Here is a 26762-nt window from a genome sequence, read left to right as displayed (position 1 = left end):
AGCGGGTTCAGCGAGCGGTGCCGCGCGTGCCGCTGGCCAGGGCCCGGCGGACCATGTCGAGCAGATCACTCAATTCGAAGGGCTTGGCCAGGTGGCCCGTGGCGCCGATGTCCGTGGCCTTGAGGCCCACGTTGCGGTCGGCGCTCAGGACGATGATGGGGATGTGGGCCACGCTGGGCCGCTGGCGCATGCGCTGGGCGAACTCCCAGCCGTCCATCACCGGCATCATCAAGTCCAGGAGGATGAGCTGGGGGGGATCGGGCTCGAGCCGTTCGAGGGCCTCCTTGCCATTGCGTGCCCGGCGGATCTCGAAGCCCTCGGCCTCGAGGATTTCCGACAGGGCCTCGAGGATGTCGGGGTCGTCATCGACCACCAGCACGACGTGGGAATCCTGGGGCTGAAGATTAGCGGAAGACAGATTCTTCTCCTCAAGTGATGCGCGGGCTCGATTTTCCCCCAAGGCGCGTCAAGGTGCGGGGGAAATCGGCCGGTCCGTGGAGCGGCGCGGCAGGCTCGTTGCAAAAGTGACAGAGCCGACCCACTCTGTACATCAACCCATGGACGAGGAGAGGGCAGGCGTGAGGTGTGAGTTGGAAAGACCCGGGGCGATGGGCGCCGACGAGCCTGGCTTCGCCATCCTGTCACGGCGTGGCCAGCTCCAGCCACTGGACGAGCGGCTGAGCGCCCAGCTGGGACTGGAGCGTCTGCCCGAAACCGTGGGCTCCGTGGCGGAGCTGATGGAGGGGGCGGGTTTCCACCTCCGGGCGGGTGGAGAGCTGTGGGAGCGCGAGGATCGGCTGCTGCGGGTGGGCGAGCGGCCCATGGGCGATGGCGCGCGGCTGGTGTGGACCCAGCCCCAGGAAGACGACGCGATGCTCATCCACCGCCGCGTGCGCTACCTGGGCATGGCCTCGCACGATCTCCGGGGCGCGCTGGCCAACGTGCGCTCCTACGCGGCCCTGCTGCTCAACGGCCGCATCCCCCTGGAGGCCAAGGCCAAACGCGGGTTGGAGACCATCCTGCGCAACACCGACAAGGCCCTGTCGTTCTCCCAGGACTTCTTCGACGCGAGCCGGGCCGACCTGGGCATGCTGGCGTGCGAGCGGGAGCGGCAGCCGCTCGAGCCCCTGCTCACCGCCGCGGTGGAACGCCACCTGGAGGCGGCGGGCACGGCCAGCGTGGCGCTCAGCCTGGAGCTGCCGGGCGGTCCCCTCCCCGAAGTGGACGTGGACGCGGGGCGTGTCCAGCACGCCGTGGAGGCCTTCATCCGCCACCACCTGCTGCGCGCCCAGGCCGGAGAACAACTCCGGGTGCGAGTGCTGCCCCAGGGACAATGGCTGCGCGTGGAAGTCCGGCGGGACGGAGTCCCCGTGCCGGACGAGGAGCTCGCGCTGGTGTTCGCACGGGAGGAGCGCGCCTTTCGCGAGAAGAAGCTGGAGGATCCGCTGCGTCTGGCGCTCGCCCAGCAGGAGGTGGAGGTGCAGGGAGGCAGCGTGGGAGCGAGCAGCGACGCGGGCGGCACGACGCTCTACCTCACCCTGCCCGCCCTGCTCGCTACCTCCGCGGGCATCCAGGTGTAGTCCAGGTGTAAAGCACGCGTGTCTTGCTGGCGACCCACCCCGCATGGGGCTATCCTGTGGCGCCGGTTTGTGCCAAGGAGGGCGCGATGGGTCTGAAACCGATGGAGATTCTGTTGATCATGGGGGCGCTGCTCCTCCTCTTCGGAGGCACGCGCCTGCCGCAGCTGGGCTCTTCCCTGGGGAGCGCCATCCGCAACTTCAAGCGGGGCTTCAGCGGTGAGGAGTCCGCGCCCGAGGAGAAGAAGTCCACGCCGACCTTCGCCGAGGGCTCCAATGGCGTGGACATGAAGGACGCCAACGCGCGCAGCGCCAGCCGTCAGGGCTGAGTCCTCCCGCGAACGTCGTGCGGCTCGCGCCCGTGCGCTCTCCTCCAGACGAGGGGGCGGCACGGGCGTCGTCGTTGCTTGCCCCGCCCTACTTGAGCTTCTCCTCGATGCGGGCCCGCACCGCCTTGGCCTGGGCCTGGACGCGCTGGCCCTCGGCGGGGTCATACGCCACGCTGCCCTGGAAGACCTTGAGGATGGCCTCGTGCGCCTGCTTCTCCTCGCCCTGGGCCAGGAGCGTGTCGGCCAGGAACATCCACGCGCGCAGGTTGCCGGGGTGCGCCGCGAGCACCTTCTGGTAGAGCGCGGCGGACTTCTTCAAGTCCCGCTTGGGCCAGGGCAGCTCGTAGTGGTAGCGCCCCTTGATGAGCAGCGGCGCGCCGAAGTCGTACTGGGGATCGAGCTTGATCGCCGTGTCCAGGCGCTCGTTGTACTTGCCCTCCAGACCCTCGCCCAGCGCCGTGAGGATACCCACCGCCTGCGAGTAGGAGCCGATGCCCGCGGCGGAGAAGTAGTGGCCCTCGACGCGCCCGGGCACCACCTTGCGCGCGCGATCTCCCATCTCCCAGGCCTGCTTGCCGAAGCTCTTCTTGGCCTTCGAATCGGCGGCGCCATCCGCCTGCCACTGGAGGAGCCGGGCCGAGCGCCACAACAGCTCGTAGTCCTCGGGGGCCGCCTGGAGTGCCTTGTTCAACGTCTCGCCCAGTTGCTTCACCACGGCACCGTCCGCCCGCTTCGCGTACAACGCGTCCATCGCGGACAGCTCATCGGGGGTGGCGGCCAGCCCGGGCAGGGCCATCAACAGGACGAGGGCAAGAGCAAGCGAGCGCATTCCCGTCGTGTTAGCACGCGATTTTCAAACGAGGAAGGCGGCCCCCGCGGTGCTTCAGGCACCTCGAGGACCGCCTCGGTGAGCTATGGACATGGAACCCGCCCTCGCGCTCAAGCGGCGTCGGCCGGGTTCATGGCCTCGAACTCCTCGTCCTGGTTGAAGGCCGCCAGGTAACGCTCGAGGAAGTTCTTCGTCTTGAGTTCCACCTGCCGCACGCGCTCGCGCGACACGCCCCAGCGCTGGCCCAGCTCCTCGAGCGTGCGCGGTTTGTCCTGCGTGAGCCGCTCCTGGAGGATGTCCCAGCCCAGATCGCCAATGCGCTTGCGAACCTTGGCCAGGGCCTCCTGAACCTCCCCATCCTGCTCGCGCGACAGGAAGATGGCCTGGGGCGACGGCCCCCCGTCCTCCAGCCGATCCAGGAAGGTCGTCTCGCCGTCCTCGTCGATGCTCGCGTCGAGCGAGAAGTCCATCATGCTGCCGCGCTCGGCCTCGCCACCGCGCACCTGGCTGCGGTTGTCCTTGAGGTAGCGGGTGATGTAGGCGCGGATCCACCACACCGCGTAGGTGGCGAAGCGCACGTTCTTCTTCGGGTCGAAGTGCTCGATGGCCTTCATCAAGCCCACGTTGCCCTCCTGGATGAGGTCGTCCAGGCGAGCCCCACGGTTGGCGAACTTCTTGGCCACCGCTACCACGAACGCCAGGTTGCTCGTGGCGAGCGTCTGTCGCGCCGCCTCATCGCCCTTGCGGGCACGACCAGCCAGCTCGTACTCCTGCTCCCGGGTCAACTGCGTGTGCTCCCCGAGGTGACGCAGGTAGTGCGAAAGGCCCTCGGCTCCGTACTTCATCGTCCTGGTTGCCATGATTTCGCGTCCTCCGTTGCATTCACGATTCGGACGCGCCCACCCCCGTCTCCGCGTCCACTCTTGGAGTTAAGACGCACGACGGCCCGGAGGGTTTCTCGATTCCACGACAGGGGAGTATTTGTTCTGCTTACCCTGTCCACAAGTCGCACGACAATGTTCGCGGCAATGACTTGGAGTGAAACGACCCCACTCCTTCCATAGCGTCACGGCCGCCTGGGCGCTGGAAAGATCTTCTCCGGATTCAGGAGTCCCGAAGGATCGAAGAAGTCCTTCAGCCGGCGTTGCAGGGAGAGGACGCCCTCATCCTGCTCCATCGCCAGATATTCCCGCTTGGCGTGTCCCACACCATGCTCGCCTGTGATGGTGCCACCCATGGCGACGGTGATTTCCAACATCCGTTGGATGCCCTTCTCCACGAGCGCGCGCTGGTGCGGACCGTCGTAGAGCAGGTTGGCGTGCAGGTTGCCGTCTCCCGCGTGACCGTAGGTGGCGACGAGCAGACCCAGCTCCTCGCCCATGTCCTTGAGCGCCCGGATGATGTCGGGAATCCGGGAGCGAGGAACGGCGATGTCCTCGGAAATCTTGTGCGGCCGCAAGGCCCGGAGGGCCGGGGAGACCAGGCGGCGCGCCGTCCACAGCCTCTCTCGTTGGGACTCGTCCTGGGCCACGAGCACCTCCCGCGCCCCCTCCCGCTCGCAGATCTCCCCGAGCAGGGTGAGCTCCGTGAACAGGCCCTCCTCCACGTTGCCATCCACCTCGGCGATGACGGCCGCTCCCGCGCCCTCGGGGAAGGGAAAGCCGCGATGACGCACGGCGTAAAGGGCCGTGTCATCGAGGAGCTCCAACGTCCGGGGGAGGATTCCCGCCGTCAGCACGGCGGTGATGGCGCGCGCGGCGGCGTACACCGAGTCGAAGACGACGAGGGCCGTCTTCACGTACCGGGGCCGGGGCAGGAGCTGGACGGTGATCTCCGTGGCCACCCCGAGCGTTCCCTCCGAGCCCACGAAAAGGCCCACCAGATCGTAACCCGCCACTCCCTTGAGCGTGCGGCGGCCCACGCGCAGCACCTCGCCCGAGGGCAGCACCCACTCCAGGCCGATGACGTAGTCCCGGGTGACGCCATACTTGAGCGCCCGCGGGCCTCCGGCGTTCTCCGCCACGTTGCCGCCCAGGGTGCAGAACTCCCAGGAGTTCGGGTCCGGGGGATAGAAGAGCCCCTGGGCGTCCACCGCCTTCATGAAGTCACCGGTGATGACGCCCGGCTGCGCCACCGCCGTCATGTCCTCCACCGACACCGAGAGGATGCGGTTCATCCGCTCCAGGCTCACCGCCACGCCGCCTCGTAGGGGCAGCGAGCCGCCACTCTTGCCACTGCGCGCCCCACAGGGCGTGAAGGGCACACCGAGCGCCTGGCAGGTGCGGAAGACCGCGGACACCTGGGCCGTGTCCTCGGGAAACACCACGAGATCCGGGGGATAGACGCCCGAGTCGGACTCGTCCCGGGCGTAGCGCTCCAGGGTGGGCGCGTCGCGGCGCACCTGGCCCTCGGACAGCACCGCCACCAGAGACGTGTGGGCTCGCTCCATCAGCGCGGGATCGGGTCTCGGAAAAGTACGCTCCGCGGGCAGGCTCATGCCGCTCCCTCCTTCATCGGCGCGGGAGCGCCAGGCGCGTCCACAACTCCCGGCGCATGGCTCCGTCCCGTCGCAACAAACCTTCATAGGCCTCCGCGTGCGTGCGCGCATCCCGCTGCCGGGGCCCCCGAATGCGCAAACACGCCTGCTCCGCCTCGATGATGCAGGCGGTGGCGGGGCTGCCGAGCACGCGCGCCAACGACGCGGCCACCTCGCGCGCCATGTCCTCCTGGAGGATGAGCCGGTGCGCGAAGCAATCCACCAGCGTGCCCAACCGCCCGAAACCCACCACCCACTTCGCTGGGACGTAGGCCACATGGGCCCGGCCCTCGACGGGCAGCAGGTGGTGCGGACACATGGACTGGAAGCGCAGGTCCGTCACCACCACCAACTCCCCGGACGAGCCTCGCGGCGCGCGAATCAACTCCCCCAGCGCCTCCTCGGGCGTCTGGGTGTAGCCGTCGAGGAACTCCGTCGCCCACGCCTCCGCCACCCGCTCCGGCGTCTCGTGGAGGTTGGGATCCTCCTCCTGGGAGAGTCCCGCCGCGCGCAGGAAGTCCTGGATGGCCACGGCCATGGCGGCCCGATCCGGCTTCATGACTCGCGCTCCCTCCTTCGTGACTCGGCGATTTCCCACGGGCACACCTCCTGGACGTTCCTAGGACCCCAACACGACAGGGGGTGCAACCTATAGCGAAGCCCGCGTGGGATCTTCCGGGAAGACCCATCCCCGGAATGAAGAGCGCTTCCCGCCGTTCACCCTCCCACCCTTGACACGCTCCGGGCACGTCAGTAGAGCCCTGGGATCCCCTGGTCCATGCGTTCCCGAGCCCATACCGCTGGTCCCCTCATCGCGCCCCTGCTGGTGGCGCTCTGGGTGATCCAGTCACTGCTCGCCCTCGCGCACGTCCAGGGACACTCGCACCGCTACTGCGCGGTGCACGGCGCCTTCGAGGAGGCCCCTTCCAGCGGGAGCTCCGCACGCTCGGTGCGCTTCCAGGAAGAACGAGCGGTGGAGCGGCAGGCGTCCGTGCCCGAAGGCGCGCTGCGCCATGAGGCGTGCGACTTCCTCTCCTCCAGCGAGCGCCCCCCATGGACCGGGAGCCCCGCGCCAGCGACGTCCCTCGTCGCGACCTGCCTCGAGGTGAATCCGCTCGTCACCGAGTCTCCCCGCGCGCTGTCCTCGCTGTCCGTGCTCGACCTGGCGCCCAAGGTGTCTCCTCCGGCGCGCGCCTAGCCGCGTCGAAGCGAGGTCTTGGGTCGACGTCCGCCCCCGGGCGACGTCCTGGTTCGAGGAGTAGCACGTGTCCCTTCCGTCGTGCCGGCTCGCCGGCATCATCGCCTGTCTGTCGTTGTCCCTCCCGCTGTCCGCGTCCGCGCAGGACCCGGCCACGCCTCCCCCCTCTTCCCCGGACACCCCTGCCTCCGCCGAGGACCCGGGGCTGTCCGCCGACGACTTGAAGGACATCGAGTCGGCGCTCGGCCAGGACGCCGCCGCCGCGGACCCGACGGGCGCGCCCCCCGCCGCGACCCCGCCCGCCGCCAGCTCCAATCCCAGTGGGGTGGTGATCAGCCCGAGCAACATCAACTTCCGTGGACTGGAGCTGTCCTTCATCCTCGACGTGGCGGGGGCCGCCTTCAGCGCGAAGGAGCCCCTGCAGTCGGGCGGACATGATCCCACCGCCAACGGCTTCAACCTCCAACAGTTGGAGATGTCGTTGAACACGGCGGTGGATCCCTACTTCCGCTTCACCGGCAACATCGTCTTCAGCCAGTTCGGCGTCGAGGTGGAGGAGGCGTACGCCGCCACCACCGCCCTGCCCGCCAACCTCCAGCTGCGCGCCGGCCAGTTCCTCACCCTCTTCGGCCGGCTCAACTCCACCCACCCGCATGCCTGGGACTTCGTGGACCAGCCCTTCGCGCTCGGCCGCGTCTTCGGCGGTGAAGGTAACCGCGGACTGGGCGTGGAGGCCTCGTGGCTCGCGCCGCTGCCCTGGTTCCTGGAAGTCGTGGGCTCCGTCACCGATGCGAGCGGCGGGAGCACCGCGCGCAGCTTCCTCGGCGCCGGGGGCGGAGGGGTCCGCTCACCCTTCGACTTCCAGTTCACCGGCGCGGTGAAGCAGTTCTTCCCGCTGGGGGATGAGCTGTCACTCGTCTGGGGCCTGTCCGCCGCAGATGGGCCTACCCCCACCGGCTACCGCAACCGCGCCGACGTGTTCGGCACCGACGTGTACCTCAAGTACCGGCCCCTCGCCGGAGGCGACTCCACCATCGTGGCCTTCCAGGGCGAGCTGTTCTACCGACGCCGGCAGGTGCCCCAGGACGTCCTCTCGGATCTCAGCGGCTACGGCCAGGTCCTCTGGCGCTTCTCCCAGCGGTGGGCCGCCGCTGGCCGCTACGAGTTCGGCACCCCCGCGCGCGACCTCGAGGGCGCCATCGCCAACGACGCGCTCGACCCCGACTGGACCGCCAATCGCCAGCGCGTCTCGGCCAACGTCACCTTCTGGCCCACCGAGTTCTCGCGCCTGCGCCTGCAAGCCGCCACGGACCTCGTCGGCTGGCGGGAGCAGCCGGACACCTCGGTCTTCCTCGCACTCGAAGTGGTGATGGGCGCGCACGGCGCTCACGCCTTCTGAATCCCCTTCCCGCACTGGAGCCCTCGATGAGCCCCTTCCGATTCCTCGCGGCCCTGAGCGCCGCCCTCTGCTGCCTGCTGTCCCTTCCCGCCCGCGCCGACCTGAAGGTGGTCGCCACGCTGCCCGACCTCGCCGCGCTCGCCAAGGCCGTGGGCGGCGAGCACGTCCAGGTCACCGCCATGGCGCTGTCCACCCAGGATCCCCACTTCGTGGACGCCAGACCCAATCTGGCGCTCGAGCTCAACCGCGCCGATCTGCTGCTCTCCATCGGCCTGGAGCTGGAGATCGGCTGGTTGCCCACGCTCCAGAATGGCGCGCGCAATCAGCGCATCCTCTCCAGCGGCCCCGGCTTCCTGGACGTGTCCCAGTTCGTCACGAGCAAGCGCGAGGTGCCCCAGACGCCCACGGACCGCAGCAATGGCGACGTGCACCCGGGCGGCAACCCGCACTACCTCTATGATCCGAACATCGGCCTCGTGGTCGCCCAGGGGATCGCCGAGAAGATGATCGCCCTGGACGCGAAGAACGCGGAGGCCTACCGCGCCAACCTGGCGAAGTTCACCGACGAGCTGAAGAAGGCCATCCCCGGTTGGCAGCAGCGGCTGGCCGGACTCAAGGGCACGCCCATCGTCGCCTACCACCGGACCACGGCCTACCTGTCCGCGTGGCTGGGCTTCGACACCATCGCCTACCTCGAGCCCAAGCCCGGCATCCCGCCCACGCCCGCCCACGTGGCCCAGGTGCTCGCGCAGGCCCGCCAGCGCAAGGCGCGCATGGTGTTGCGCGAGGAGTACTACCCCGCCAGCACCTCCAAGCTGGTGGCGGATAAAATCCCCGCCCCCCTCGTCGTCCTCCCGGGCGGCACCAACTTCCGGGGAGGAGAGACATACCCACAGCACATCGAGGACGTGGTGACCCGGCTGGAGAAGGGCCTGAAGGGCCAGGGGAGCTGAACCATGCGCCGCTCCCTCCTCCTCGTGTGGGGCCTCGCCCTGGGTGGTTGCGCCTGGGAGCCCGGCCAGGGTTTCGCCGTCGTCGAGCCCTCCGTGCGTGTCGCCTACGAGCCCCTCGCCTCCCGCGCCGCGAGCGACGGCTACCAACGCTTGAGCTCGGACTACCAGGTGCGCCTGGACTCGGCCTCGATGCGGCTGTCCGGCATCGAGCTGCTCGCCAGCGCCTCGGGCTCTGGCTCGGGCACGACGTTCGACCCGGCCCGTCCCCCGCCGGGCTATTCGCTGTGCCACGGCGGCCACTGCCACCGCGACGACGGCGCCCTCATCCCCTATGAGCAGGTGGCCGCGGAGATGGGAGGCGGAGGCGGCTCGAGTGCCGTGGTGACGCTCGCCACGGAAGCGCCGCTGGATCTGCTCGCCCCCGAGACGCGCGCGATGGCGTGCGCCCCCGAGTGCGCGCTACCCCAGACCCAGGTGTCCCAGGGCCGCTGGTCCGTGGCGTCCTTGCGGCTCGTGGGCACCGTGCGCGACTCGCGCGTGCCCGCGCGCTTCCAGGGTGAGCGCTCCTTCGAGTTGGAGCTCCCCACCGGCACGACCACGGACGCCCCCGTGGCGATCCTCACCGGCGCGGTGGACCTGCCCTCGGACCGTACGACCCCGCCCGAGGCGAAGCTGCGCCTGGACCTGGTGCTCACGGCCGCGCTGTTCGACCCGGTGGACTGGGGCAAGCTCGTGCAGGGGGACAACCCGGTGCTGTTCAATGAAGACGCACGCAAGGCCCTGGTGGAGCGATTGTCCCAGCTCAAGCCCCAAGCGGAGGTGTCCCGTGGAGAATGAGCCCGTGGTGACGAAACACGAGCACTCGCACGAGCACACGAAGGACGTGATCCTGTGCTGCGAGGATCTGGTGATTGGCTACGACGGCAAGCCGATGCTGCCACCCGTGGACTTCCAGGTGCGCCGGGGCACCTTCCTGGCGGTCATCGGCCGCAACGGCTCGGGCAAGAGCACGTGGTTCAAGACGTTGCTGGGCCTCCTGCCGCCGGTGTCCGGCCGGGTGTACCGCTCCAGCCCGCACGTGAAGAGCGCATATGTGCCGCAGACCTCGGGCATCGACGCGCTGCTGCCCGTGCGCGCGGGGGAGCTGGTGCGCTGGGGGCGGATGTCCGGGTGGAACTTCATGTGGCCCTTCGGTGCGCGCGGGGATCGGCGCGCGGTGGAGCAGGCGCTGGACACCGCCGGGGCCCTGCCCATCGCCCACCGCCCCTACCGCGAGCTGTCCGAGGGACAGAAGCAGCGCGCCCTGCTCGCGCGCGTGCTCGCCACCAAGGCGGACCTGGTGCTGCTCGACGAGCCCACGGCCGCCATGGACGCCGTGGCCGAGCGCGAGACGATGAAGCGCCTGGCGGATCTGGCGCATGAGCATGGACTCGCGGTGGTGGTGGTGAGTCACGACCTGCGCGTGGCCGCCGAGTCCGCCGATCAGCTCCTCTTCGTGGATCGGGAGACCAGGTCCGTGGTCCTGGGCGACGCGGACACGGTCTTCTGCCATCCTGCCTTCCGCCGCCAGTACGGCGACGAGTACTGCCCCCGTCATCCGCCTTCAGGACATCCTCGTGGACCCACAGTCGGTTAGTCCCTCCTCCTGGGCCCAGTTCTGGGACGCCTACGAGTTGTTCCGCGATCCCATGCTGTGCGCGCTCATCGCCGGCAGCGTGCTCGGCTTCCTGGGCGTCTACGTGGTGTTGCGGCGCATGGTGTTCGTCAGCGCCGCGGTGACGCAGTCGGCGGGCCTGGGCGTGGCGCTCGCCTTCTATGTGGAGATCCACCTGGGCCTGCACGTGGATCCCACGGTGGGCGCGGTGGCGCTCGCGCTGGTGGCCACGATGCTGTTGATGATGGACCCGGCGCGGCTGCGGCTCACGCGGGAAAGCCTGCTCGGCCTGGCCTATGCGTTCACGGGCGGCGCGGCCATCCTCGTGGGCGACCGCATCTCACAGGAGGCCCATGACATCCAGGGCATCCTCTTCGGCACGGCGGTGCTCGTGGAGCGCCCCCAACTGCTCGCGGTCGCGTGGGCGGGCGCCCTCATCCTCTTCATCCACTTGTGGTGGTTCCGCGGCCTCACCTTCGCCAGCTTCGATCGCATCGGCGCGCACGTGCAGGGGCTGCCGGTGCGCATGCTCGACGCGGTGTTGATGATCTCCATCGGGCTGATGGTGGGTGTGTCGGCGCGGGCGCTCGGCGCGCTGCCGGTGTTCGCCTTCTCCATCCTCTCGGCGCTCGCCGCGCTGATGTTGGATCTGCGCCTGCCGTGGACCTTCCTGTTGTCCACGCTCGCGGGCGCCATCTCGGGCCTGGGTGGCTACCTCTTCGCCTACTTCTACAACTTCCCCGTGGGCGGCTCGCAGACGGTGCTCGCGACCGCGATCGTGGCACTGGCCTTCGGGGTGCGTGGCGTGAAGCAGTTCGTCACCCGCTCCCGGGCCTGAGGCAAAGGGCGCTCAGCGCACCGCGGCGGAGATCTTCTTGAACTCGGGGGCGTCCGCGCTCCCGAGCAGATCGAAGAGCGCCAGCTCCACGGTGAGCAGGCGAGCGCCCGCTTCGCGGCACGCCTCCAGGCCCACGCGCCGATCCTCGGGGTGGCGCGACAGCACCGCGTCCGAGCAGACGAACGGTGTGAAGCCCCGCTCGACCAGTGCGCGCACCGTCTGGAAGACACACACGTGGGTCTCCATGCCCACGATCAGCACCTGCTCGCGGGCATGGAGACCCATCAGCACCTCGGGCACGCAGGCGCTGAATTCCCGCTTCTCCACGGGGGAGAAGTCCCCCAGGCGCGCCTTCACCAGCGAGTGCGTGGGCCCCAGGCCCTTGGGGTACTGTTCGGTGACGAGCACGGGCAGTTCCAGCGCCCGTGCGCCCTCGATGGCGGCGTTGACGCGGTTGAGCATCCGTTCGAGCGCGTCCTGCGCCATGGCGCCGCACAGCCGCTCCTGGACGTCGACGACGAGCAGCGAGATCTGATCCCTCTGGAGCCGGAAGGTAGGCATGGGCCGTGTCTCTCCGAGCCCCTCCCAATCGTCAAGCACCCCGAGATTCGAGGGCCGGGTGATTGACGACCCTTGGACGCGTGACCAATGTCGCGGAGATGAAGGGACATGCCCGCCAACTGATGACCGCGCCCGTGAAGTCCGTCGCACTGGACACTCCGCTCTCGGAGATTGCCCTGCTGCTGGCCGATGCACACATCGCCGGCACACCGGTGACGGACGACGAGGGACGCGTGCTGGGCATCATCAGCGAGCCCGACATCCTCAATGCCCTCCTGGCGGACCAGCCGCTGGACACCACCGCGCGCGAGCTGATGAGTTCGCCCGTACACACGGTGAATGAATTCGAGACCACCGACGAGGTGATGGCGCTCTTTCGCAAGCACGGCGTCCACCACCTGCCCGTGGTGCGTGAGGAGCAGCTGCTGGGCATCATCACGCCCGCGGATGTCATCCGCTACCTCGCGAGGGATCTCGACGAGCCGCCCCGGGTGGGTTGAGGGCGAGACAGGTGGCCGCCCTCGCGGTATGGGAGGGCGCGATGAGCGAACCTCTGCGACTGGATGACTGGGGCGGCGCTGGCCCCGTGCTGCACTTCGCGCATGCCAATGGCTTCCCGCCGGGCAGCTACCGCAAGTTGCTCCAGACGCTCACGCCCCGCGCGCACGTGCTCACCCAGCAAAGCCGCTGGCTCGTGCCGGGAATGCATCCCCGGTCCCTGCGCAACTGGGAAGACCTGGCCGACGATCTCGCCGGGGCCCTGCTCGCCCGGGGGCTGTCGGGCGTGGTTGGCGTGGGGCACAGCATGGGCGGCGTGGCCACGATGATCGCCGCGGCGAAGCACCCGGGGCTCTTCCGGGGCGTGGTGATGCTGGACCCGGTGCTGTTCACGGGCGGACCCGCCCTGTTCTTCCAGGTGATCGGCCTGCTCGGACTGGCCGGCCGCGTGCCTCCGGCCAGCCTCGCCCACCGGCGCCGCGAGCGGTGGAACTCGCGCGAGGAAGCCGCCACGAGCTACCGCAAGAAGGCCCTCTTCCGGCACTTCGATCCCGACTGCTTCCAGGACTACCTCACCCACGGCTTCACGGACGTCCCCGGAGGCGGGGTGCGGCTCACCATCCCCACGGCCTGGGAGGCGCGCGTCTTCGAGACCGCTCCCCACTCCCCGTGGCGCTGGCTGCGCGAGGTGAAGGTGCCGATGCTCGTGCTGCGCGCCCAGGACTCGGACACACTCACCCGCGCGGCGCTGGCCCGGGTGCGCCGCACGAGCCCCGACGTCGAGACCGGGGAGTTGCCCGGCACCCATCTCTTCCCGCTGGAACGACCCGAGGCGTGTGGCCAACGCCTCCAGGCCTTCCTCGACAGGGTGGGCGTGCCCGCCCCGGCCTGAGCACGCGGCTCAGTAGGAGGCGTTGGCGGCTTCTCCCCCACCGAGCTCCACCCGCTCCGAGCGGAAGATCCGGGCGCGTTGGATCTCCGACAGGTGGGCATCCGCCCCTCGCCAGCACTCCAGACACGAGGCGAGGGCCCGGGTCGCCGCGTCCCGATCTCCCCGAGCGACGTGCACCTCGGCCAGCAGGAGCCAGGCATGCCCGCTGCCGGGCCGATCCTTCACGAGCGACTCGGCCAGATCGACCGCCTTGTCCGCGCGGCCGGCGCGGAGCCGGGCGCGGGCGAGCGTCTCGCGGGCCTGACGGGAGAAGGGAGCGGGACCCGCCCCGCGCAACCGACGCTCCAGGCGCATGGCGCGGATGAGCGTGGCCTCGGCGCGAGCGGGATCTCCCTGCCGGGACTCCAGCGCGCCGCGCAACTCGCACCCGGCCAGCTCCACCACCCGGGCGACATCGCGCGGGCACAGCAGTCGGCCATCTCCCTTGCGCTCCTCCGCGAGCGACAGGCTCAGCGCATCGAGCGCCTCGCACGAGCGCTCCGCCTCGGTGAGCTTGCCCAGCTCCAGGGCGCGCAGGCCGCGGGCATACGTCTCCATGCCGCGCAGCAGCACCTGCTCGGCCGGGCGCGAGCCCTCGGGCAGCTCCACGCGCAGCTCCGCCGCCGCGCGCCAGAAACCAAAGCGCAGGTGCAGGCCGGAGAGCGCGCCCGCGGCGAACACGAGCGACTGGCCGAGCCGCGGCGTCACGTCTTCCACCCGGGTCCGCAGGCGGCGTGCCCACCCCTGGGCCTCGCCGTAGCGCCCCGCGTCGGCGCACGCCTGGACGAGCAGGCGCAGCGCCTGACCCGCCACGGACGCGGCGGCGCCGGGGATGCCCTCCTGCTGGAGCCAGGCGTCCTCCACCGCCACCGCCGCCTCCAGCGTCTCGCGGGCGTCGTGGGTGTGGCCGGTGCGCAGCAGGAGCCGGCCGGCGCTCAACAAGGCCGTGCCCACCTGGGGAACGAGCAGGCGCAGGCGGCGCGCGCTCTCCACCGCCTCACCGGGGCGCGCGCTCTCCTCCATCAACTGCACCCAGGCATGGTGCACCCCTTCGTGGTGCGGGTGCGTGCGCAGCAGCTCGCGCACGAGCGCCTGCGCATAGGGCTGGCCCGGTCCGGGACGCCCATCCGACTCGTACCCGTCCGCGAGGAAGCCCGCGAGCAGCAGCCGGGCCTCGGCGTCCTCGGGGAAGCGGTCGATGAGACCCTCCATCTCGCGCACGAAACCATGGCGGCCGTTGGCGGGGCCCTTGTCGGCCAGGAAGGTGGCCGCGACGATGTAGCGCTGCTCCGCGTCCGTCACGCCCTCGCTGAGCGCGAGCGCCCGGTGGATGGCCTCCGCGCGCGCCGTGGCGCACCGGGCGCCGGCCCCTCGCGTCAGGGCCAGACCCCACCAGGCCATGGCCAACTCCGGATCCCTCCGCGCGGCCTCCGCGAAGGCCCGCCGTGACTCGCTCCGCCAGCCCAGGTGCAACAGGCGCAGCCCTTGATCGAACCAGGCCTGGGCCAGGGGCTCGCGGGTGCTCACCGGGATGTGCGCGCGCCCCAGGCCCTCGCGACGGCGGGGAGCGGGCAGTTCCAGATCCGGAAGCTCGTCCCAGGGCGAGTTGGGGAAGAGAGCGGGTTCCTCGGCTCGAAGGTATCGCGCCAACATGGTGTTCCTCCTCAAACCCCGACGAGCGGGGTCAACGATGCGTTCACGACCGGGCGATCCAGCCCGTCCACCTTCGCGGCGAACCGCCGCCACGCCGCCGCCAACCCCTCCCCGGGTACCGACGGCGCCTTGCGCAGCGCCGCGATGCACTCCCGCCGCCACTCGGAGCCCAGCAGCGCCCCCACCCACTCCTCGTGTCCGGCCAGCCACCGCGCGAGCGCCACCACCGCGGCGCGCGCGAGGGAGCACTCGTCCGCGGTGTCCGGCACACGGGGGACGCCGAGGTCCATCGAGTTGAAGAGCGGGCGTTCCAGGCGCCGCTCGTCCACCAGCAGGGGGGTGAAACCGGAGCGCGGGACATAGACGCAGCCCCCCGCGCTCCGGCACAGCACGCCAAAGCCCCACAACGTGAGGGCCCCTCCCCCTTCCAGCGCGGTGGCGTAGGCGCTGGTGCCCTGCTGACCCGCCGGGAGGCGCTCGCGGGAGAGGCCCCGGCGCAGCAGCAGGTTGTCCGGGTGGAGCACGTCCCGCCCGAGGCACCACATGGAGAGGTCGAACAACCGCTCGCCCTCGCGCCGCACGTCGTGCGGCAGTGCGCAGAGAGAAGAGGAGCCCATGGTGCGTGTCCTCAGCTCGCCTTGGCCTTGGCCGCCGCGCCCTTCTGGGCGGAGACCTCACCGAACAGCGCCTGGAACGTCACCGCCGCGCCGCCCTTCTTGCTCAGCACGGCGTTCACGGCGCGCACCAGCTTGCCGCGCACCTTGGGCGGCAGGGGCTTGTCCTCGAGGGCGGCCGTCACCTGCTGCTCGCTCACGCCGCGGCCGCTCTTCGGCTTGCCGATGCCCAGCTCCGCGTACGGCCTGGCCTGCTTCTCCTTGTCGCGCCGCTTGTCGGAGCGCTGCTTGACCAGCTTGCGGTCCGCGTCCGAGCGCGCCTCGAGCTGCGAGGACAGCCGCACCAACGTCCGGGGCTCGAGCTGCTGCGCATCCAGGAATTGCTTGAAGGTACCCATTGTCGTCTCCTGCGGTTGAATCGGTTGGAAGAAGAAAGGAGCGGGAGGCTCGCCCCCGCTCCGGGGGAGTCACGAACGCTCAGTGCTCGTGCTCGTGGCCGGACTCCTCGATGACGAGGGAGACCGAACTCACGCTGGAGGAGGGACCGAAGGTAAGGGTGTAGGTGCCCACCTCCAGCGGCGCCACGTAGCGGCCCTTGATGGTGCCGCAGGACGCCGAGTTCTTCGCGGACGACTCGAACGACACCGTCTGCCCGCTGGAGCTGGTGAGCGTCAGGGACACATCCGCGCTCAGGAAGAAGGTGTAGTCCGTGGCCGCGTCCGCGGCGAACGACACCGAGCCGGTATTGCCGGCCGTGCCCGCGGGCAGCGAGATGTCATAGCGCTTGTGATCGGCGCCCACCTCGGGCGCGCTCGTCGACGAGGCACTCGCGGTGACGGGGACCGCGGGTCCTTCCTGCAGGTGCTCGCAGCCCTCGGCGTCGGCGTCTTCGGCGGGCTCACCGCCGCATCCCACGAGCAGGGCGCTCGACAACAGGCAGGCGGACAACAGCTTCTTCATCATGGTGTGACACTCCGGGTGATGGGACATCGGGGAACGACGAAGCCCCCCGCGCCCGGGCCCCGGGAAGAACCGGGACACGGGAGACGGGGAACGTCACGCGTGCGCGGACGCACGGCGACAGGAGGGCATCACCTGGACGCGGGAGGACCCGCGAGACCGGGCTCCGGCGCGGAGGAGGCTCGGGACACACGTCCCCGCGAGCGCCTCGGGAGAGGCACGGGGACACACGTCCAGCTCCGCGAAGGAGTCATCGCGCGACGGGCGAGGTCAGGGATGCACGAACGACGGGGAACGCGCGGACGCGCTCAGACCCGAGGAGGAGAGGCCTTGGGCGCCAGACGCAGCCAGGCCACGGGCGGCTCCACGCTCTCGCGCTCCACCACGACTTCTGGAGCTTCGGGAGCGGGCGCATGGAGCGTGGGCATGACCTCCGACGGAGGAGGCATCTCCCGGCGGAGGAAGGAATGGGCGCAGTGCGCGTCCACACCATGCGCGGAGACCGGGGACTCATCCGAGGCGGTGAACCGCTCGTCCTCGAAGGACACCCGCGCCTTCGCGGGGGTCTCCGCCCGGCCGACACCATCCTCGTGCACCAGCTCGCCGTGCTCCAGGCACGTGCTGTGCTGCACCAGGACGAAGTGCGCCGCGCTTCCCAGATACGCCAGCAGGCACAGCACGACCCAGGGCAGCGCCAGGGGGCGCGGCCGTCGGGACATCGCTGGCGGGTGGCGGGAATTCACGAAGACACGGCTCCAAGCGCAACTCAGTTGCGTCTACATCTTTACGCCAGCCTCCTCGCGGGTGCAAGTCATTGCAGGACTTCTTTCTCGACTCCCCCTGATTTCCCGAAACCCCGGAGGACGATCTGTCCTCCACGTGGGCCGTGGTGTGGCCCGGTGTGTCGAAGTCCCTCCCGGCGCGAGCAGGGCCGGGATAGGAAGGGCGGCGACAGAGCAGAAGGAATGAATCCCGTGCAAGAGTTCCTGGAAGTCCTGCGGCGAGAGGCGGCCCACTTCGGGCCGGAGTTGGCGCGCACCGCGTACGCGCGAGGCCTGGCCGTGACCCTCAAGGACGGAGCCACCCGGCCCATCCCCGTCACCGCCACCCCCGTCATCCTCGACGCCGCGGAGATCCGCCGCCGCGCCACCCTCTCCGCCCACCTGGCCTCCGCCACCCTGAAGGTGACGCGCACGGTGCTCGCCAGTGAACAGCGCGAGCTGTTGCTCGGAGGCCTCTCGCCCCTCGAGCGCGCGCTCACCGAGCGCACCTTCGCGAACGTGAAGCGGCTGGCCACCACGCGGGTGGACTACTTCGTGGACACGCGGCCGCGCGCCCTGGAGGTCAACGCCACCATTCCGGCCATGCAGGGCTATTCGGACATCGCCGCCCGCACCTTCATCGAGGGCGTGGCCCGGCACGTGCGCTACCCCGAGGAAAAGCTGCCCGCGCTCCTCTCCGCCAATGGCAGCAACGCGCGCGCCCTCTATGACGCCCTGCGGGACGGCTTCGCCGCCGAGCGCGATGGCCGCGAGCCCCGCACCCTCGCCCTGCTCTGCCGCCGCCACGACGCCCAGATTTCCGAGCAACGCTACCTGTGCGAGCGCTTCCGCGAGTTCGGCGTGGACGCGGACGTCGTCCACCCGGACGAGGTCTCCGGCGAGGAGCACTTCGAGGTGCGCGGCAAGCGCTACGAGCTGGTGTACCGGCACCTCTTCACGCGCCGGTTGGAGGAGACGCCCGCGCCCTGGGTGGAGGACTTCTTCTCCACGGTGCCGGGCCGCAAGGCGGTGCTGCTCAACCCGCCCGTGTCGCCCGTGGAGGTGAAGACGACCTTCGCCCTCGTCTCGCGCGCGCTCACGGATGCCGCGTTCGCCGCCACCGCCGGCCTCACCCCCGAGGAGCTGGAGGCCATCCGCGCCTCGGTGCCCTGGACGAGGCCCTTCCGCCACGGACCCGAGCAGGGCCCCGCGGGAGAGCCGGTGGCGGACCTCGTGGCGCGTGTGATCGCCGAGCCCGCCCGCTTCGTCCTCAAGCGGGCGTGGGACTATGGCGGCCGGGCCGTCTATCTCGGCCGCTCGGTGGGCACACCGGCGTTCGAGGAACGCTCCCGCGCCGCCTATGGCGACGTGCTTTCCTGGGCCGAGCTGTGCGAGCGGGCCGCCGGCGATGCCCGGGGAGGAGGCTTCGTGGTGCAGGAGGTGGTGGAGAGTCCGCCCGAGGAGCACCTTCTGTGCGAGGAGCGCGGCCTCACCACCCTGCGGCTCCATGTGGACTACTCGGCGTATGCCTCGGTGGGGCTCGAGCGGCAGCCCGCCTGGGGCGGGGTCTGCCGGGGTTCCACCTCGGAGATCGTCAACATCGTGGGGGGAGGGGGCGTGCTGCCCCTCATCACCACCGAGGTTGCCCAGGCACTGCTGGACGCCTGGAAGGCGCGTGAATTCCCGGGAACGGACAGCTCCGGGAAGGGATGAGCGGCACGCGGGTTGTTGGAGCGCTATATAAGGCGCCGTCGGGTGGGACCTCCCGCCCGTTCGGAGCGAAAGGACACGGAATTCATGGCTTGGGAAACACAGGGGTGGCAGCCAGCGCGCGCTGACGTCACGGACGTCCTGATGCAGGAGTCCCAGCGCACCTTCATGTCGCGCGTGTACGGGTGGATGTTCGCGGGACTGCTGACGACGGGCGTCGTGGCGCTGTTGGCCGCGTCGAGCCAGCAGGCGGTGATGATGGTCGCCCAGTTCCGGTGGGTGTTCCTCATCGCGCAGCTCGGCCTGGTGTTCGCCCTCTCGGGTCTGGCGCCCCGGATGTCGGCTCCGGTGGCCGGCGCCCTCTTCCTGGTGTACTCGGTCCTCACCGGGCTCACCTTCTCGGTGCTCTTCTACGTCTACACGGGCGGCTCCATCGCCAACGCCTTCCTCATGTCCGCGGGCACCTTCGGCGCGATGAGCGTCTACGGCGCGGTCACCAAGAAGGACCTGAGCGGCTGGGGCACCTTCCTCTTCATGGGCCTCATCGGCGTGGTCATCGCCAGCGTGGTGCAGATCTTCGTGCAGAACTCCATGCTCAACTTCGTGCTGGGCTGCGCGGGCGTGGTGCTCTTCGCGGGGCTCGCCGCGTACGACACGCAGAAGCTGCGCGAGATGCACGCCGCCGTGGGTTACAAGTCGGCCACCTCGGCGAGCATCAATGGCGCCCTGGTGCTCTACCTGGACTTCATCAACCTCTTCATCTCCCTGCTGCGCCTCTTCGGCGACCGCCGCGACGACTGATAGTCCCTGGCGCATGACGACGACCAGGCGGTGGGCTCTCTGCTGGGCCCACCGCCTTTTTCATGCCCGCGAGCCCTACTCCTGGGTCTTGCCCCGGGAGAACGGCATGAGCAGCCGCTCCACGGGGCGGCCTCCCACCAGGTGCTCGTCGACGATGGCGGGCACGTCCTCGGGCTTCACCCCGCCGTACCAGGTGCCCTCGGGGTAGACGACGACCGACACGCCGAAGGAGCAGGTGTCCACGCACCCGGCGGCGTTGGCGCGCATCTGCCCCTTGAGACCGCGCTTCTCCAGCTCCTCCTTGAAGCGGGCGCGCACTTCCTCGCCCCCCTTGGTGGCACAGCACCCCTTGGGGTGGCCGTCGGGACGCCGGTTGGTACAGACGAACACATGACGTTGGAACGGAGGCATGTCCTCCTCCTAACGCAGCCTCCCCCACTCCGTCCTCCCGTTTCTTGCTCCCACCCCTGGCCGGGCGGAGCATCCATGCACAGACTCCCAGCAAACATCCGCTTTTGATCAACGCCCCCAGATTTCCGGAGTGACCATACATGACTCGTCACCCAACGACGTGCCCCTTGAATAGGGAGTTGATCAACGAGCCGGAGGGCTTTAGATCGCCGTCCTGCTGGAGCCCCGCCCGGCCCCGGAGCGACTCACCCAGGAAGCGCTCGTTCGGCCGGACTCCCCCAGGAATAGGTGGTACGAGCGTGACGTGCACTAGATCTGGTGGTGAAGCCTTGACGAATCCGGATCGGGGATCGTACCTTTGCTTACCTGTCCGCCCCCTGAGCAGGCAGACACGACGTCGACGATTCCGGCCCTGATCCAAGGTCCCCCCACCGTCTCTTGAGGGAGCGGCGAGGGTTTCCATCGAGTTGGCTCGATCCCGAGCGATCTCGCGGACTTGGCCTTTTGCAAAATTCGCAGTCACACCCAGAGTGAAATACGGCGAGGGACCATGGAACACCACGAGCTGAACGCCACGGCGGCGGTGCTGGACGGCAAGGAGATGGCGGGGCCGAGGACGAAGGCCCCGGGTCTCACGGTGGAGCGCTTCTTCACGACGCCGGGGGTGGATCCGGCGGACGAGCTGGCGTGGGAACTGCGCACCGCAGGCATCTCGGGCGAGGACGGCAAGTCCGTCTTCCAGCAGAAGGAAGTGGAGGTGCCCAAGTCCTGGTCGATGCTGGCCACCAACGTGGTCGCGTCCAAGTACTTCCGGGGCACGCCGGGCACGTCGGAGCGCGAGACGAGCGTGCGCCACCTGGTGGCGCGTGTGGTGGACACCCTCACCCGCTGGGGCGCGCAGGGCGGCTACTTCGCCACCGCCACGGACCGGGACACCTTCCACGCCGAGCTCACCCACCTGCTCTTGCGCCAGAAGGCGGCCTTCAACTCGCCCGTCTGGTTCAACGTGGGCGTGGAGGAGCACCCGCAGTGCTCGGCGTGCTTCATCAACTCGGTGGATGACTCCATGGAGTCCATCCTCGGCCTGGCCAAGACCGAGGGAATGCTCTTCAAGTACGGCTCGGGCACGGGCAGCAACCTGTCCACCATCCGCTCCAGCCGCGAGCTGCTCGCCGGGGGCGGCACCGCGTCTGGCCCCGTGTCCTTCATGAAGGGCTTCGACGCGTTCGCCGGCGTCATCAAGAGCGGCGGCAAGACGCGCCGCGCCGCGAAGATGGTCATCCTCAATGCGGACCACCCGGACGTGCTGGAGTTCATCCGCTGCAAGTCCAACGAGGAGAAGAAGGCCTGGGCGCTCATCGAGGCCGGGTATGACCCGAGCTTCAACGGTGAGGCCTACTCGTCCGTCTTCTTCCAGAACTCGAACAACTCGGTGCGCGTGACGGACGAGTTCATGCGCGCGGTCATCAACGACGGCGCCTGGACGACGCACGCGGTGCGCGACGGCCGGCCCATGGACACGCTCAAGGCACGCGAGATCTTCCGGGAGATCTCCTCGGCGGCGCACCTGTGCGGTGACCCGGGCATGCAGTTCGACACCACCATCAACGCCTGGCACACCTGCTCGAACACGGATCGCATCAACGCGTCCAACCCGTGCTCGGAGTACATGTTCCTCGACGACTCGGCCTGCAACCTGGCGTCGCTGAACCTGATGCACTTCCGCACCATCGACGGCGACTTCGACGTCACCGCCTTCAGGCACGCGGTGGACGTGGTGCTGCTCGCGATGGAGATCATCGTCGGCAACTCCAAGTACCCCTCGGAGAAGATCGCCAAGAACAGCCACGCCTACCGGCCGCTGGGCCTGGGCTACGCGAACCTGGGCGCGCTGCTCATGGCCGCGGGCCTGCCGTACGACTCGGACGTGGGCCGCAACTACGCGGGCGCCATCACCTCGCTCATGTGCGGCGAGGCGTACGCAATGAGCGCGCGCATGGCGGGCAAGCAGGGCCCGTTCGAGGGCTACGCGAAGAACGCCGAGCCCTTCCTCGGAGTCATCCGCAAGCACCGCAAGGCCGCCTACAACATCCCCCCCGAGGGCGTGACGACGGAGCTGTTCGAGGCGCAGAAGCAGGCGTGGGACGAGGCGCTCGCGCTGGGCGGCGAGTTCGGCTTCCGCAACAGCCAGGTGACGGTGCTGGCGCCCACGGGCACCATCGGCTTCATGATGGACTGCGACACGACGGGGATCGAGCCCGACATCGCGCTCATCAAGTACAAGAAGCTGGTGGGCGGCGGCATGCTGAAGATCGTCAACCAGACGGTGCCGCTGGCGCTCGAGAAGCTCGGCTACCGGCAGACGCAGGCCCAGGACATCATCACGTACCTGGACAAGCACGAGACGATCGAGGGCGCGCCGCACCTCAAGCCCGAGCACCTGGCGGTGTTCGACTGCGCGTTCAAGCCGACCAAGGGCCAGCGCAGCATCCACTGGATGGGCCACCTGCAGATGATGGGCGCGACGCAGCCCTTCCTCTCGGGCGCCATCTCCAAGACGGTGAACATGCCGTCGGACGCCACGGTGGAGGACATCGAGAAGGCCTACATCGAGGCCTGGCGGATGGGGCTCAAGGCGGTGGCGGTGTACCGCGACGGCTGCAAGCGGACCCAGCCGCTCAACACCTCCAAGGACAAGGTGAAGGACACCAAGGCCGTGGTGGCCGAGCCCGCGCTCGCCGCGGTGCGCGACGCCAACGCCATGCGCCGGCGGCTGCCGGACGAGCGCCAGGCGATTACTCACAAGTTCTCCATCGGGGGCCACGAGGGCTACCTGACGGTGGGCATGTACGAGGACGGCACGCCGGGCGAGCTGTTCTGCGTCATGGCGAAGGAAGGCTCGGTGGTGAGCGGCCTGATGGACAGCTTCGCCACGGCGGTGTCGCTGGCGTTGCAGTACGGGGTACCCCTGCAGGTGCTGGTGGACAAGTTCAGCCACGTGCGCTTCGAGCCGAGCGGCTTCACGGGCAACCCGGCGGTGCCGATCGCCAAGTCCATCGTCGACTACATCTTCCGGTGGCTGGCGCTGAAGTTCCTGCCGGCCGAGCAGGCCGAGGGCGTGGAGGAGACGGTGGAGCCCAAGGCGGTGGTGGCCGAGGTGAAGCCCGAGGTGCAGGCGGCTCCGGTGGTGGCGCTGCCCATGGCCACGCCGCGGCGGACGTACCTCAACCAGGCCGACGCCCCGCCCTGCCACACCTGCGGGGAGATCATGGTGCGCAATGGCGCCTGCTATAAGTGCAGCAATTGCGGCACCACGAGCGGCTGCAGCTGAGACGGATGTAAGGCATTGAAGCCTTGAGCCCCGGTGGGAGTCATCCCATCGGGGTTTTTCTATTCAAGCGTTCCTCCTCCCCTCCCCTGCTCCCGGGCATGTGTCAGTCCCTCGGGGAGCGTGTCCGTGACGGAAGAGCTGTGGCTCGCTGCCTTCACGCGCTGACGAAGGCGCCCAGATCGGCCGGGGTCCCTGGAGCCGACGGTACGCGCTGTGGATGGGGTGTTGGTGCGGTCCTGCGCGGCGGTCGTGCCGCTCCGACGAGCAGGCACGGACGGGCTTCAGCGGAGCGATCGAGCACGCCAGCCCACCCAGCAGGGGGACCTGCGTGAGCGAGTCGCCAGCGAACGAGGAAGGCCCCGTGCGGCGGACTTGCAACTGACTGAGGGGAGAGGCTGGGGGCCGAGTCGCCCGGCGGGCTCCTCGGGATTTCTCCGAGGAGCTCCACCGGGTTCCATCAGCGCGCGATGCAGGAGTCGAACCTGCGGCCTTTGGCTCCGGAGGCCAACGCTCTATCCAGCTGAGCTAATCGCGCAAACGCCACCGGCGAGCGGGTAAGTAGCCGACTTCTTCCGCCGACGCAAGCACGCTTTCTGGCAACAGCCCACCAGGAGCGAACACTCCCCGGAAGAAGCGTGTGGAAGCCGGGAGTTTGTCCGCCAGTTCACCAGGCGGAGCCACTCTTCCACGCCATGCCTCGAGCACACTGCCCCGAGCATGGAGCTGCGAATGCACGAGCCGGGGATCGAACCCGGACGGCCCCTTCGGGCCAGCGGATTTTAAGTCCGCTGCGTCTGCCAGTTTCGCCACTCGTGCGCGCGTCGACCCAACAACGGATGAACCCAGGAGGCAGTCTTCTCCTCCGCGTCCTTCCGCCCCGTCCTCATCTCGACCCTCCATGGGCGGCAGCACATTCTTACCTGGAGGGTCATGAAAAGAGCCCAACCGGACAGGTAGTTGGACCAGGGTGGCCGAACTTACCAGACCCGAGGGAGCACTGCCAGCGAGTCCTCGACTCTGAGTACGGGTGGGAGGCTCACACCCAGTGAGCGTGTGGGAGGGAGCGTTCCGCGCGGCCCGACGCCGCGCGAGGCAAGACAGGACGTGGGGTTGGGCATCGAGGGGCCGCGAAGCGCCCGGCGCGGAGCGCGACGCCGGTGGTGGCAAGTGCATCGGGGAGCGAACGTCCAAGGCGCCCGACGCGGGGGCGAGCAGCGACTCGACAGGCGGAGCCAACGGACGCTCCTGGGCTGGAGTCCGGAGGGAGGGAGAGCGCCGCGCACCGGACACGAGGGGTGGCATCCACCGGACGACGGCGCCGCACATGGGCATCCCGTCCCGAGCGCCGCTGTTATATAGCGACCGCCATGCTTGAAACCGTCACCAAGGGCTTCCGTGCCGCGAAGAACCGCCTCGCGGGCAAGAGTGAAATCACCCCCGAGATGGTGGACGAGTCGCTCCGCGACATCCGCGTCTCCCTCCTGGAGGCGGACGTCGCCTTCGACGTGGTGAAGAAGTTCGTCGCCCGGGTGCGAGAGAAGGCGGTGGGCGAGGTGGTGCAGACGACCATCACGGACAAGGCGGGCAACAAGCGCCGCGTCTCGGCGGGCGACCACTTCGTGAAGATCTGCCACGACGAGCTCGAGGCGTTGATGGGCCCGGTGGACACGAGCCTGCAGCTCAAGCCGCGCGACCAGCTCAGCGGCATCATGATGGTGGGCTTGCAGGGTTCGGGAAAGACGACGACCACGGGCAAGCTCGCCAGCAAGCTGCTCAAGGAGGGACGCAAGCCGCTGCTGGTGGCCGCAGACATCTACCGGCCGGCGGCGGTGGATCAGTTGAAGGTCCTCGGCGAGCGGCTGAAGGTCCCGGTGTACTTCGAGCCCAACGTGGCGCCACCGGAGCTCGCCCGGCGAGGGTACGCCGCGGCGCGCGAGCAGAAGTGCGACGTGGTGCTCATCGACACGGCGGGCCGCCTGGCCATCGACGAGGCGTTGATGACCGAGTTGGAGGCCATCAAGGGCCAGGTGCGGCCTGACAACATCCTGCTCGTGTGCGACGCGATGATTGGACAGGACGCGGTGCGCACGGCGGCGGAGTTCGACCGGCGCCTGAGCCTGGATGGCTTCATCCTCACGAAGCTGGACGGTGACGCGCGCGGAGGCGCGGCGTTGTCCATCAAGGAGGTAACGGGCAAGCCCATCAAGTTCCTCGGCATGGGCGAGTCGATGGACAAGCTGGAGGAGTTCCGTCCGGACGGACTCGCGAGCCGGATTCTCGGCTTTGGCGACATCGTCGGGCTGATGAAGGACTTCGAGCAGGTCGTCGACGAGAAGAAGGCGGCGGAGGACGCGCAGAAGCTCCTGTCGGGCAACTTCACGATGAAGGACTTCGTGGGGCAGATCCGCATGGTGCGGAAGATGGGCCCGCTGAAGGATCTGCTGGAGAAGTTCCCGCTCTTCGGCGAGATGACCGAGCAGCTCAATCCGGACGAGACGGAGCTGACGAAGATCGAGTCGATGTACGACTCGATGACGGAGCAGGAGCGGCTGCGTCCGCAGATCATCAACGACAGCCGGGTGAAGCGCATCGCGAAGGGAAGCGGGCGCAAGACGGAGGAAGTGCGCGAGCTGCTGCAGAAGTTCGGGATGATGCAGCAGGTGATGGGGACGATTGGCCAGAATCCGGGCCTGCTGGGGAGGATTCCGGGCTTCAAGCAGATGGGGCAGCTGGCGCAGATGAAGAACATGGACCTGTCGAGCATGTTCGGGAAGGACCCGAAGATGATGGAGAAGGCCATGGCGGGGATGGGGGGCATGCAACTGCCGCAGATCGCGCCGGGCTACACGGCGCCCATGGGGCAGGCGGCGATGGCGAAGGCGCGGATGATGGGCTACGCCCCACCCTCCGCGGCCAAGCCCGAGAACAAGGACGCCATCAAGGAGCGCCGCAAGCGCGAGAAGGAGAACAAGAAGAAGAACCGGAAGAAGAAGTAGACGCTCCGGTACGGGAGCGCCACGTGCACGCCGCTCGGGAGCCCCGCGAAGGGCATCCTGGAGCGGCGCGGTCGTTTTGGGGCCCTCATCCACCTCACCGGACTCTTCTCTCCGACTCGGGACGAGCCGAGCGCATGGGGCTTTCCGTTCGGAGAGGGCTGAGGCACGCTCGGCGAGACATTGCGGGGACTTACGGCAGCGCACGGCCCCGCGAGTCAGCCC

The 26762-nt window shown here is 69.1% G+C and carries 26 protein-coding genes and 2 tRNA genes; 14 read left to right on the top strand and 14 right to left on the bottom strand.

Going from position 1 to position 26762, the window contains the following annotated elements; all coding sequences use genetic code 11:
• Positions 1-7: 7 nt before the first annotated feature.
• Positions 8-379, bottom strand: a complete 372-nt coding sequence (locus tag D187_RS45745; protein WP_002624101.1) for a response regulator — start codon at positions 377-379, stop codon at positions 8-10.
• A gap of 229 nt (positions 380-608) precedes the next feature.
• Between D187_RS45745 and D187_RS45740 the strand changes: the two genes are divergently transcribed.
• The gene (locus D187_RS45740; RefSeq protein WP_002624100.1) at positions 609-1580 is read left to right on the top strand and encodes a sensor histidine kinase; all 972 of its coding nucleotides are present in this window, start codon (positions 609-611) and stop codon (positions 1578-1580) included.
• Between the two features lie 86 nt (positions 1581-1666).
• Positions 1667-1906, top strand: coding sequence for a twin-arginine translocase TatA/TatE family subunit (locus tag D187_RS45735; protein WP_002624099.1), 240 nt, complete (start codon positions 1667-1669; stop codon positions 1904-1906).
• Between the two features lie 88 nt (positions 1907-1994).
• Here D187_RS45735 and D187_RS45730 read toward each other — a convergent pair whose 3' ends face one another.
• From D187_RS45730 to folE, 4 genes are all read right to left on the bottom strand, one after another.
• On the bottom strand, positions 1995-2735 hold the full coding sequence (locus D187_RS45730; RefSeq protein ID WP_002624098.1) for a tetratricopeptide repeat protein: 741 nt from the start codon (positions 2733-2735) through the stop codon (positions 1995-1997).
• Positions 2736-2845: 110 nt separating this feature from the next.
• Positions 2846-3595 carry a sigma-70 family RNA polymerase sigma factor gene (locus D187_RS45725; RefSeq protein ID WP_002624097.1) on the bottom strand — a complete coding sequence of 250 codons (750 nt, stop codon included), beginning with the start codon at positions 3593-3595 and terminating at the stop codon, positions 2846-2848.
• A gap of 206 nt (positions 3596-3801) precedes the next feature.
• Entirely contained in the window at positions 3802-5232 is a 1431-nt protein-coding gene (locus D187_RS45720; RefSeq protein WP_002624096.1) for an FAD-binding oxidoreductase, read from the bottom strand.
• A 13-nt stretch (positions 5233-5245) separates the two neighbouring features.
• The gene (gene folE, locus D187_RS45715; RefSeq protein WP_076606355.1) at positions 5246-5830 is read right to left on the bottom strand and encodes a GTP cyclohydrolase I; all 585 of its coding nucleotides are present in this window, start codon (positions 5828-5830) and stop codon (positions 5246-5248) included.
• A 219-nt stretch (positions 5831-6049) separates the two neighbouring features.
• Here folE and D187_RS45710 point away from each other — a divergent pair, with 219 nt between their 5' ends.
• The 6 genes from D187_RS45710 to D187_RS45685 all read left to right on the top strand — a co-directional run bounded on the left by D187_RS45710 (position 6050) and on the right by D187_RS45685 (position 11313).
• Positions 6050-6469 (top strand): hypothetical protein, encoded by a 420-nt coding sequence (locus tag D187_RS45710; RefSeq protein WP_002624094.1) that lies wholly within the window; start codon positions 6050-6052, stop codon positions 6467-6469.
• A gap of 67 nt (positions 6470-6536) precedes the next feature.
• A complete protein-coding gene (locus tag D187_RS45705) occupies positions 6537-7868 on the top strand; it encodes a hypothetical protein (protein ID WP_002624093.1) in 1332 nt (443 codons plus the stop codon).
• Positions 7869-7894: 26 nt separating this feature from the next.
• A complete protein-coding gene (locus D187_RS45700; RefSeq protein ID WP_002624092.1) occupies positions 7895-8821 on the top strand; it encodes a metal ABC transporter substrate-binding protein in 927 nt (308 codons plus the stop codon).
• Positions 8822-8824: 3 nt separating this feature from the next.
• Complete coding sequence (locus D187_RS45695; protein WP_002624091.1) at positions 8825-9658, top strand: hypothetical protein; 834 nt, start codon at positions 8825-8827, stop codon at positions 9656-9658.
• Positions 9648-10457: a metal ABC transporter ATP-binding protein gene (locus D187_RS45690; protein ID WP_051256826.1), complete on the top strand. Its 810-nt coding sequence runs from the start codon at positions 9648-9650 to the stop codon at positions 10455-10457. The genes D187_RS45695 and D187_RS45690 overlap by 11 nt, the downstream gene beginning before the upstream one ends.
• Positions 10438-11313, top strand: coding sequence for a metal ABC transporter permease (locus D187_RS45685; protein WP_002624089.1), 876 nt, complete (start codon positions 10438-10440; stop codon positions 11311-11313). Before D187_RS45690 ends, D187_RS45685 begins: the two co-directional genes overlap by 20 nt.
• Positions 11314-11325: 12 nt before the next feature.
• Here the strand turns inward: D187_RS45685 and D187_RS45680 are convergent, their stop codons facing one another.
• Positions 11326-11874, bottom strand: a complete 549-nt coding sequence (locus D187_RS45680; protein ID WP_002624088.1) for an isochorismatase family protein — start codon at positions 11872-11874, stop codon at positions 11326-11328.
• Positions 11875-11936: 62 nt separating this feature from the next.
• Between D187_RS45680 and D187_RS45675 the strand changes: the two genes are divergently transcribed.
• Positions 11937-12374 (top strand): CBS domain-containing protein, encoded by a 438-nt coding sequence (locus D187_RS45675; protein ID WP_155894036.1) that lies wholly within the window; start codon positions 11937-11939, stop codon positions 12372-12374.
• 41 nt (positions 12375-12415) lie between these two features.
• Positions 12416-13264, top strand: coding sequence for an alpha/beta fold hydrolase (locus tag D187_RS45670; RefSeq protein ID WP_002624086.1), 849 nt, complete (start codon positions 12416-12418; stop codon positions 13262-13264).
• 9 nt (positions 13265-13273) lie between these two features.
• On the opposite strand, the gene D187_RS45665 is transcribed toward D187_RS45670, so the two are convergent.
• From D187_RS45665 to D187_RS45645, 5 genes are all read right to left on the bottom strand, one after another.
• Entirely contained in the window at positions 13274-14956 is a 1683-nt protein-coding gene (locus D187_RS45665) for a tetratricopeptide repeat protein (RefSeq protein WP_002624085.1), read from the bottom strand.
• 11 nt (positions 14957-14967) lie between these two features.
• On the bottom strand, positions 14968-15573 hold the full coding sequence (locus tag D187_RS45660) for a hypothetical protein (protein WP_002624084.1): 606 nt from the start codon (positions 15571-15573) through the stop codon (positions 14968-14970).
• An 11-nt stretch (positions 15574-15584) separates the two neighbouring features.
• Entirely contained in the window at positions 15585-15968 is a 384-nt protein-coding gene (locus D187_RS45655) for a hypothetical protein (protein WP_002624083.1), read from the bottom strand.
• Positions 15969-16047: 79 nt separating this feature from the next.
• On the bottom strand, positions 16048-16533 hold the full coding sequence (locus D187_RS45650) for a hypothetical protein (RefSeq protein WP_002624082.1): 486 nt from the start codon (positions 16531-16533) through the stop codon (positions 16048-16050).
• A gap of 305 nt (positions 16534-16838) precedes the next feature.
• Positions 16839-17273 (bottom strand): hypothetical protein, encoded by a 435-nt coding sequence (locus D187_RS45645; protein WP_245591995.1) that lies wholly within the window; start codon positions 17271-17273, stop codon positions 16839-16841.
• A 231-nt stretch (positions 17274-17504) separates the two neighbouring features.
• On the opposite strand from D187_RS45645, the gene D187_RS45640 reads away from it, so the two are divergent.
• Both D187_RS45640 and D187_RS45635 read left to right on the top strand, forming a co-directional pair.
• Entirely contained in the window at positions 17505-19004 is a 1500-nt protein-coding gene (locus D187_RS45640; protein ID WP_002624079.1) for a hypothetical protein, read from the top strand.
• An 84-nt stretch (positions 19005-19088) separates the two neighbouring features.
• A complete protein-coding gene (locus tag D187_RS45635) occupies positions 19089-19802 on the top strand; it encodes a Bax inhibitor-1/YccA family protein (RefSeq protein ID WP_002624078.1) in 714 nt (237 codons plus the stop codon).
• Positions 19803-19877: 75 nt separating this feature from the next.
• Here the strand turns inward: D187_RS45635 and D187_RS45630 are convergent, their stop codons facing one another.
• Positions 19878-20213: a (2Fe-2S) ferredoxin domain-containing protein gene (locus tag D187_RS45630; protein ID WP_002624077.1), complete on the bottom strand. Its 336-nt coding sequence runs from the start codon at positions 20211-20213 to the stop codon at positions 19878-19880.
• Between the two features lie 601 nt (positions 20214-20814).
• Here D187_RS45630 and D187_RS45625 point away from each other — a divergent pair.
• Positions 20815-23544, top strand: coding sequence for a vitamin B12-dependent ribonucleotide reductase (locus tag D187_RS45625; RefSeq protein WP_245592006.1), 2730 nt, complete (start codon positions 20815-20817; stop codon positions 23542-23544).
• 461 nt (positions 23545-24005) lie between these two features.
• On the opposite strand, the gene D187_RS45620 is transcribed toward D187_RS45625, so the two are convergent.
• Positions 24006-24079, bottom strand: a tRNA-Arg gene (locus tag D187_RS45620).
• 195 nt (positions 24080-24274) lie between these two features.
• Positions 24275-24360 (bottom strand) — tRNA-Leu (locus tag D187_RS45615).
• Between the two features lie 551 nt (positions 24361-24911).
• Between D187_RS45615 and ffh the strand changes: the two genes are divergently transcribed.
• The gene (gene ffh, locus D187_RS45610; protein ID WP_002624073.1) at positions 24912-26540 is read left to right on the top strand and encodes a signal recognition particle protein; all 1629 of its coding nucleotides are present in this window, start codon (positions 24912-24914) and stop codon (positions 26538-26540) included.
• Positions 26541-26762: the final 222 nt, after the last annotated feature.

It is taken from the genome of Cystobacter fuscus DSM 2262 (assembly GCF_000335475.2).
In the GTDB taxonomy this organism is placed as follows: domain Bacteria; phylum Myxococcota; class Myxococcia; order Myxococcales; family Myxococcaceae; genus Cystobacter; species Cystobacter fuscus.
The sequence above is the reverse complement of the archived record's forward strand: the minus strand, read 5'-3'. Positions and strand labels throughout refer to the sequence as shown.

What these genes read in the sequence shown, in the direction of transcription:
- D187_RS45735 (WP_002624099.1), top strand. Translation starts at nt 1,667, where the DNA reads ATGGGTCTGAAACCGATGGAGATTCTGTTGATCATGGGGGCGCTGCTC.
- D187_RS45695 (WP_002624091.1), top strand. Translation starts at nt 8,825, where the DNA reads ATGCGCCGCTCCCTCCTCCTCGTGTGGGGCCTCGCCCTGGGTGGTTGC.
- folE (WP_076606355.1), bottom strand. Translation starts at nt 5,830, where the DNA reads ATGAAGCCGGATCGGGCCGCCATGGCCGTGGCCATCCAGGACTTCCTG.
- D187_RS45730 (WP_002624098.1), bottom strand. Translation starts at nt 2,735, where the DNA reads ATGCGCTCGCTTGCTCTTGCCCTCGTCCTGTTGATGGCCCTGCCCGGG.
- D187_RS45700 (WP_002624092.1), top strand. Translation starts at nt 7,895, where the DNA reads ATGAGCCCCTTCCGATTCCTCGCGGCCCTGAGCGCCGCCCTCTGCTGC.
- D187_RS45720 (WP_002624096.1), bottom strand. Translation starts at nt 5,232, where the DNA reads ATGAGCCTGCCCGCGGAGCGTACTTTTCCGAGACCCGATCCCGCGCTG.
- D187_RS45680 (WP_002624088.1), bottom strand. Translation starts at nt 11,874, where the DNA reads ATGCCTACCTTCCGGCTCCAGAGGGATCAGATCTCGCTGCTCGTCGTC.
- D187_RS45665 (WP_002624085.1), bottom strand. Translation starts at nt 14,956, where the DNA reads ATGTTGGCGCGATACCTTCGAGCCGAGGAACCCGCTCTCTTCCCCAAC.
- D187_RS45635 (WP_002624078.1), top strand. Translation starts at nt 19,089, where the DNA reads ATGGCTTGGGAAACACAGGGGTGGCAGCCAGCGCGCGCTGACGTCACG.
- D187_RS45740 (WP_002624100.1), top strand. Translation starts at nt 609, where the DNA reads ATGGGCGCCGACGAGCCTGGCTTCGCCATCCTGTCACGGCGTGGCCAG.
- ffh (WP_002624073.1), top strand. Translation starts at nt 24,912, where the DNA reads ATGCTTGAAACCGTCACCAAGGGCTTCCGTGCCGCGAAGAACCGCCTC.
- D187_RS45660 (WP_002624084.1), bottom strand. Translation starts at nt 15,573, where the DNA reads ATGGGCTCCTCTTCTCTCTGCGCACTGCCGCACGACGTGCGGCGCGAG.
- D187_RS45630 (WP_002624077.1), bottom strand. Translation starts at nt 20,213, where the DNA reads ATGCCTCCGTTCCAACGTCATGTGTTCGTCTGTACCAACCGGCGTCCC.
- D187_RS45650 (WP_002624082.1), bottom strand. Translation starts at nt 16,533, where the DNA reads ATGATGAAGAAGCTGTTGTCCGCCTGCCTGTTGTCGAGCGCCCTGCTC.
- D187_RS45655 (WP_002624083.1), bottom strand. Translation starts at nt 15,968, where the DNA reads ATGGGTACCTTCAAGCAATTCCTGGATGCGCAGCAGCTCGAGCCCCGG.
- D187_RS45625 (WP_245592006.1), top strand. Translation starts at nt 20,815, where the DNA reads ATGGCGGGGCCGAGGACGAAGGCCCCGGGTCTCACGGTGGAGCGCTTC.
- D187_RS45725 (WP_002624097.1), bottom strand. Translation starts at nt 3,595, where the DNA reads ATGGCAACCAGGACGATGAAGTACGGAGCCGAGGGCCTTTCGCACTAC.
- D187_RS45710 (WP_002624094.1), top strand. Translation starts at nt 6,050, where the DNA reads ATGCGTTCCCGAGCCCATACCGCTGGTCCCCTCATCGCGCCCCTGCTG.
- D187_RS45670 (WP_002624086.1), top strand. Translation starts at nt 12,416, where the DNA reads ATGAGCGAACCTCTGCGACTGGATGACTGGGGCGGCGCTGGCCCCGTG.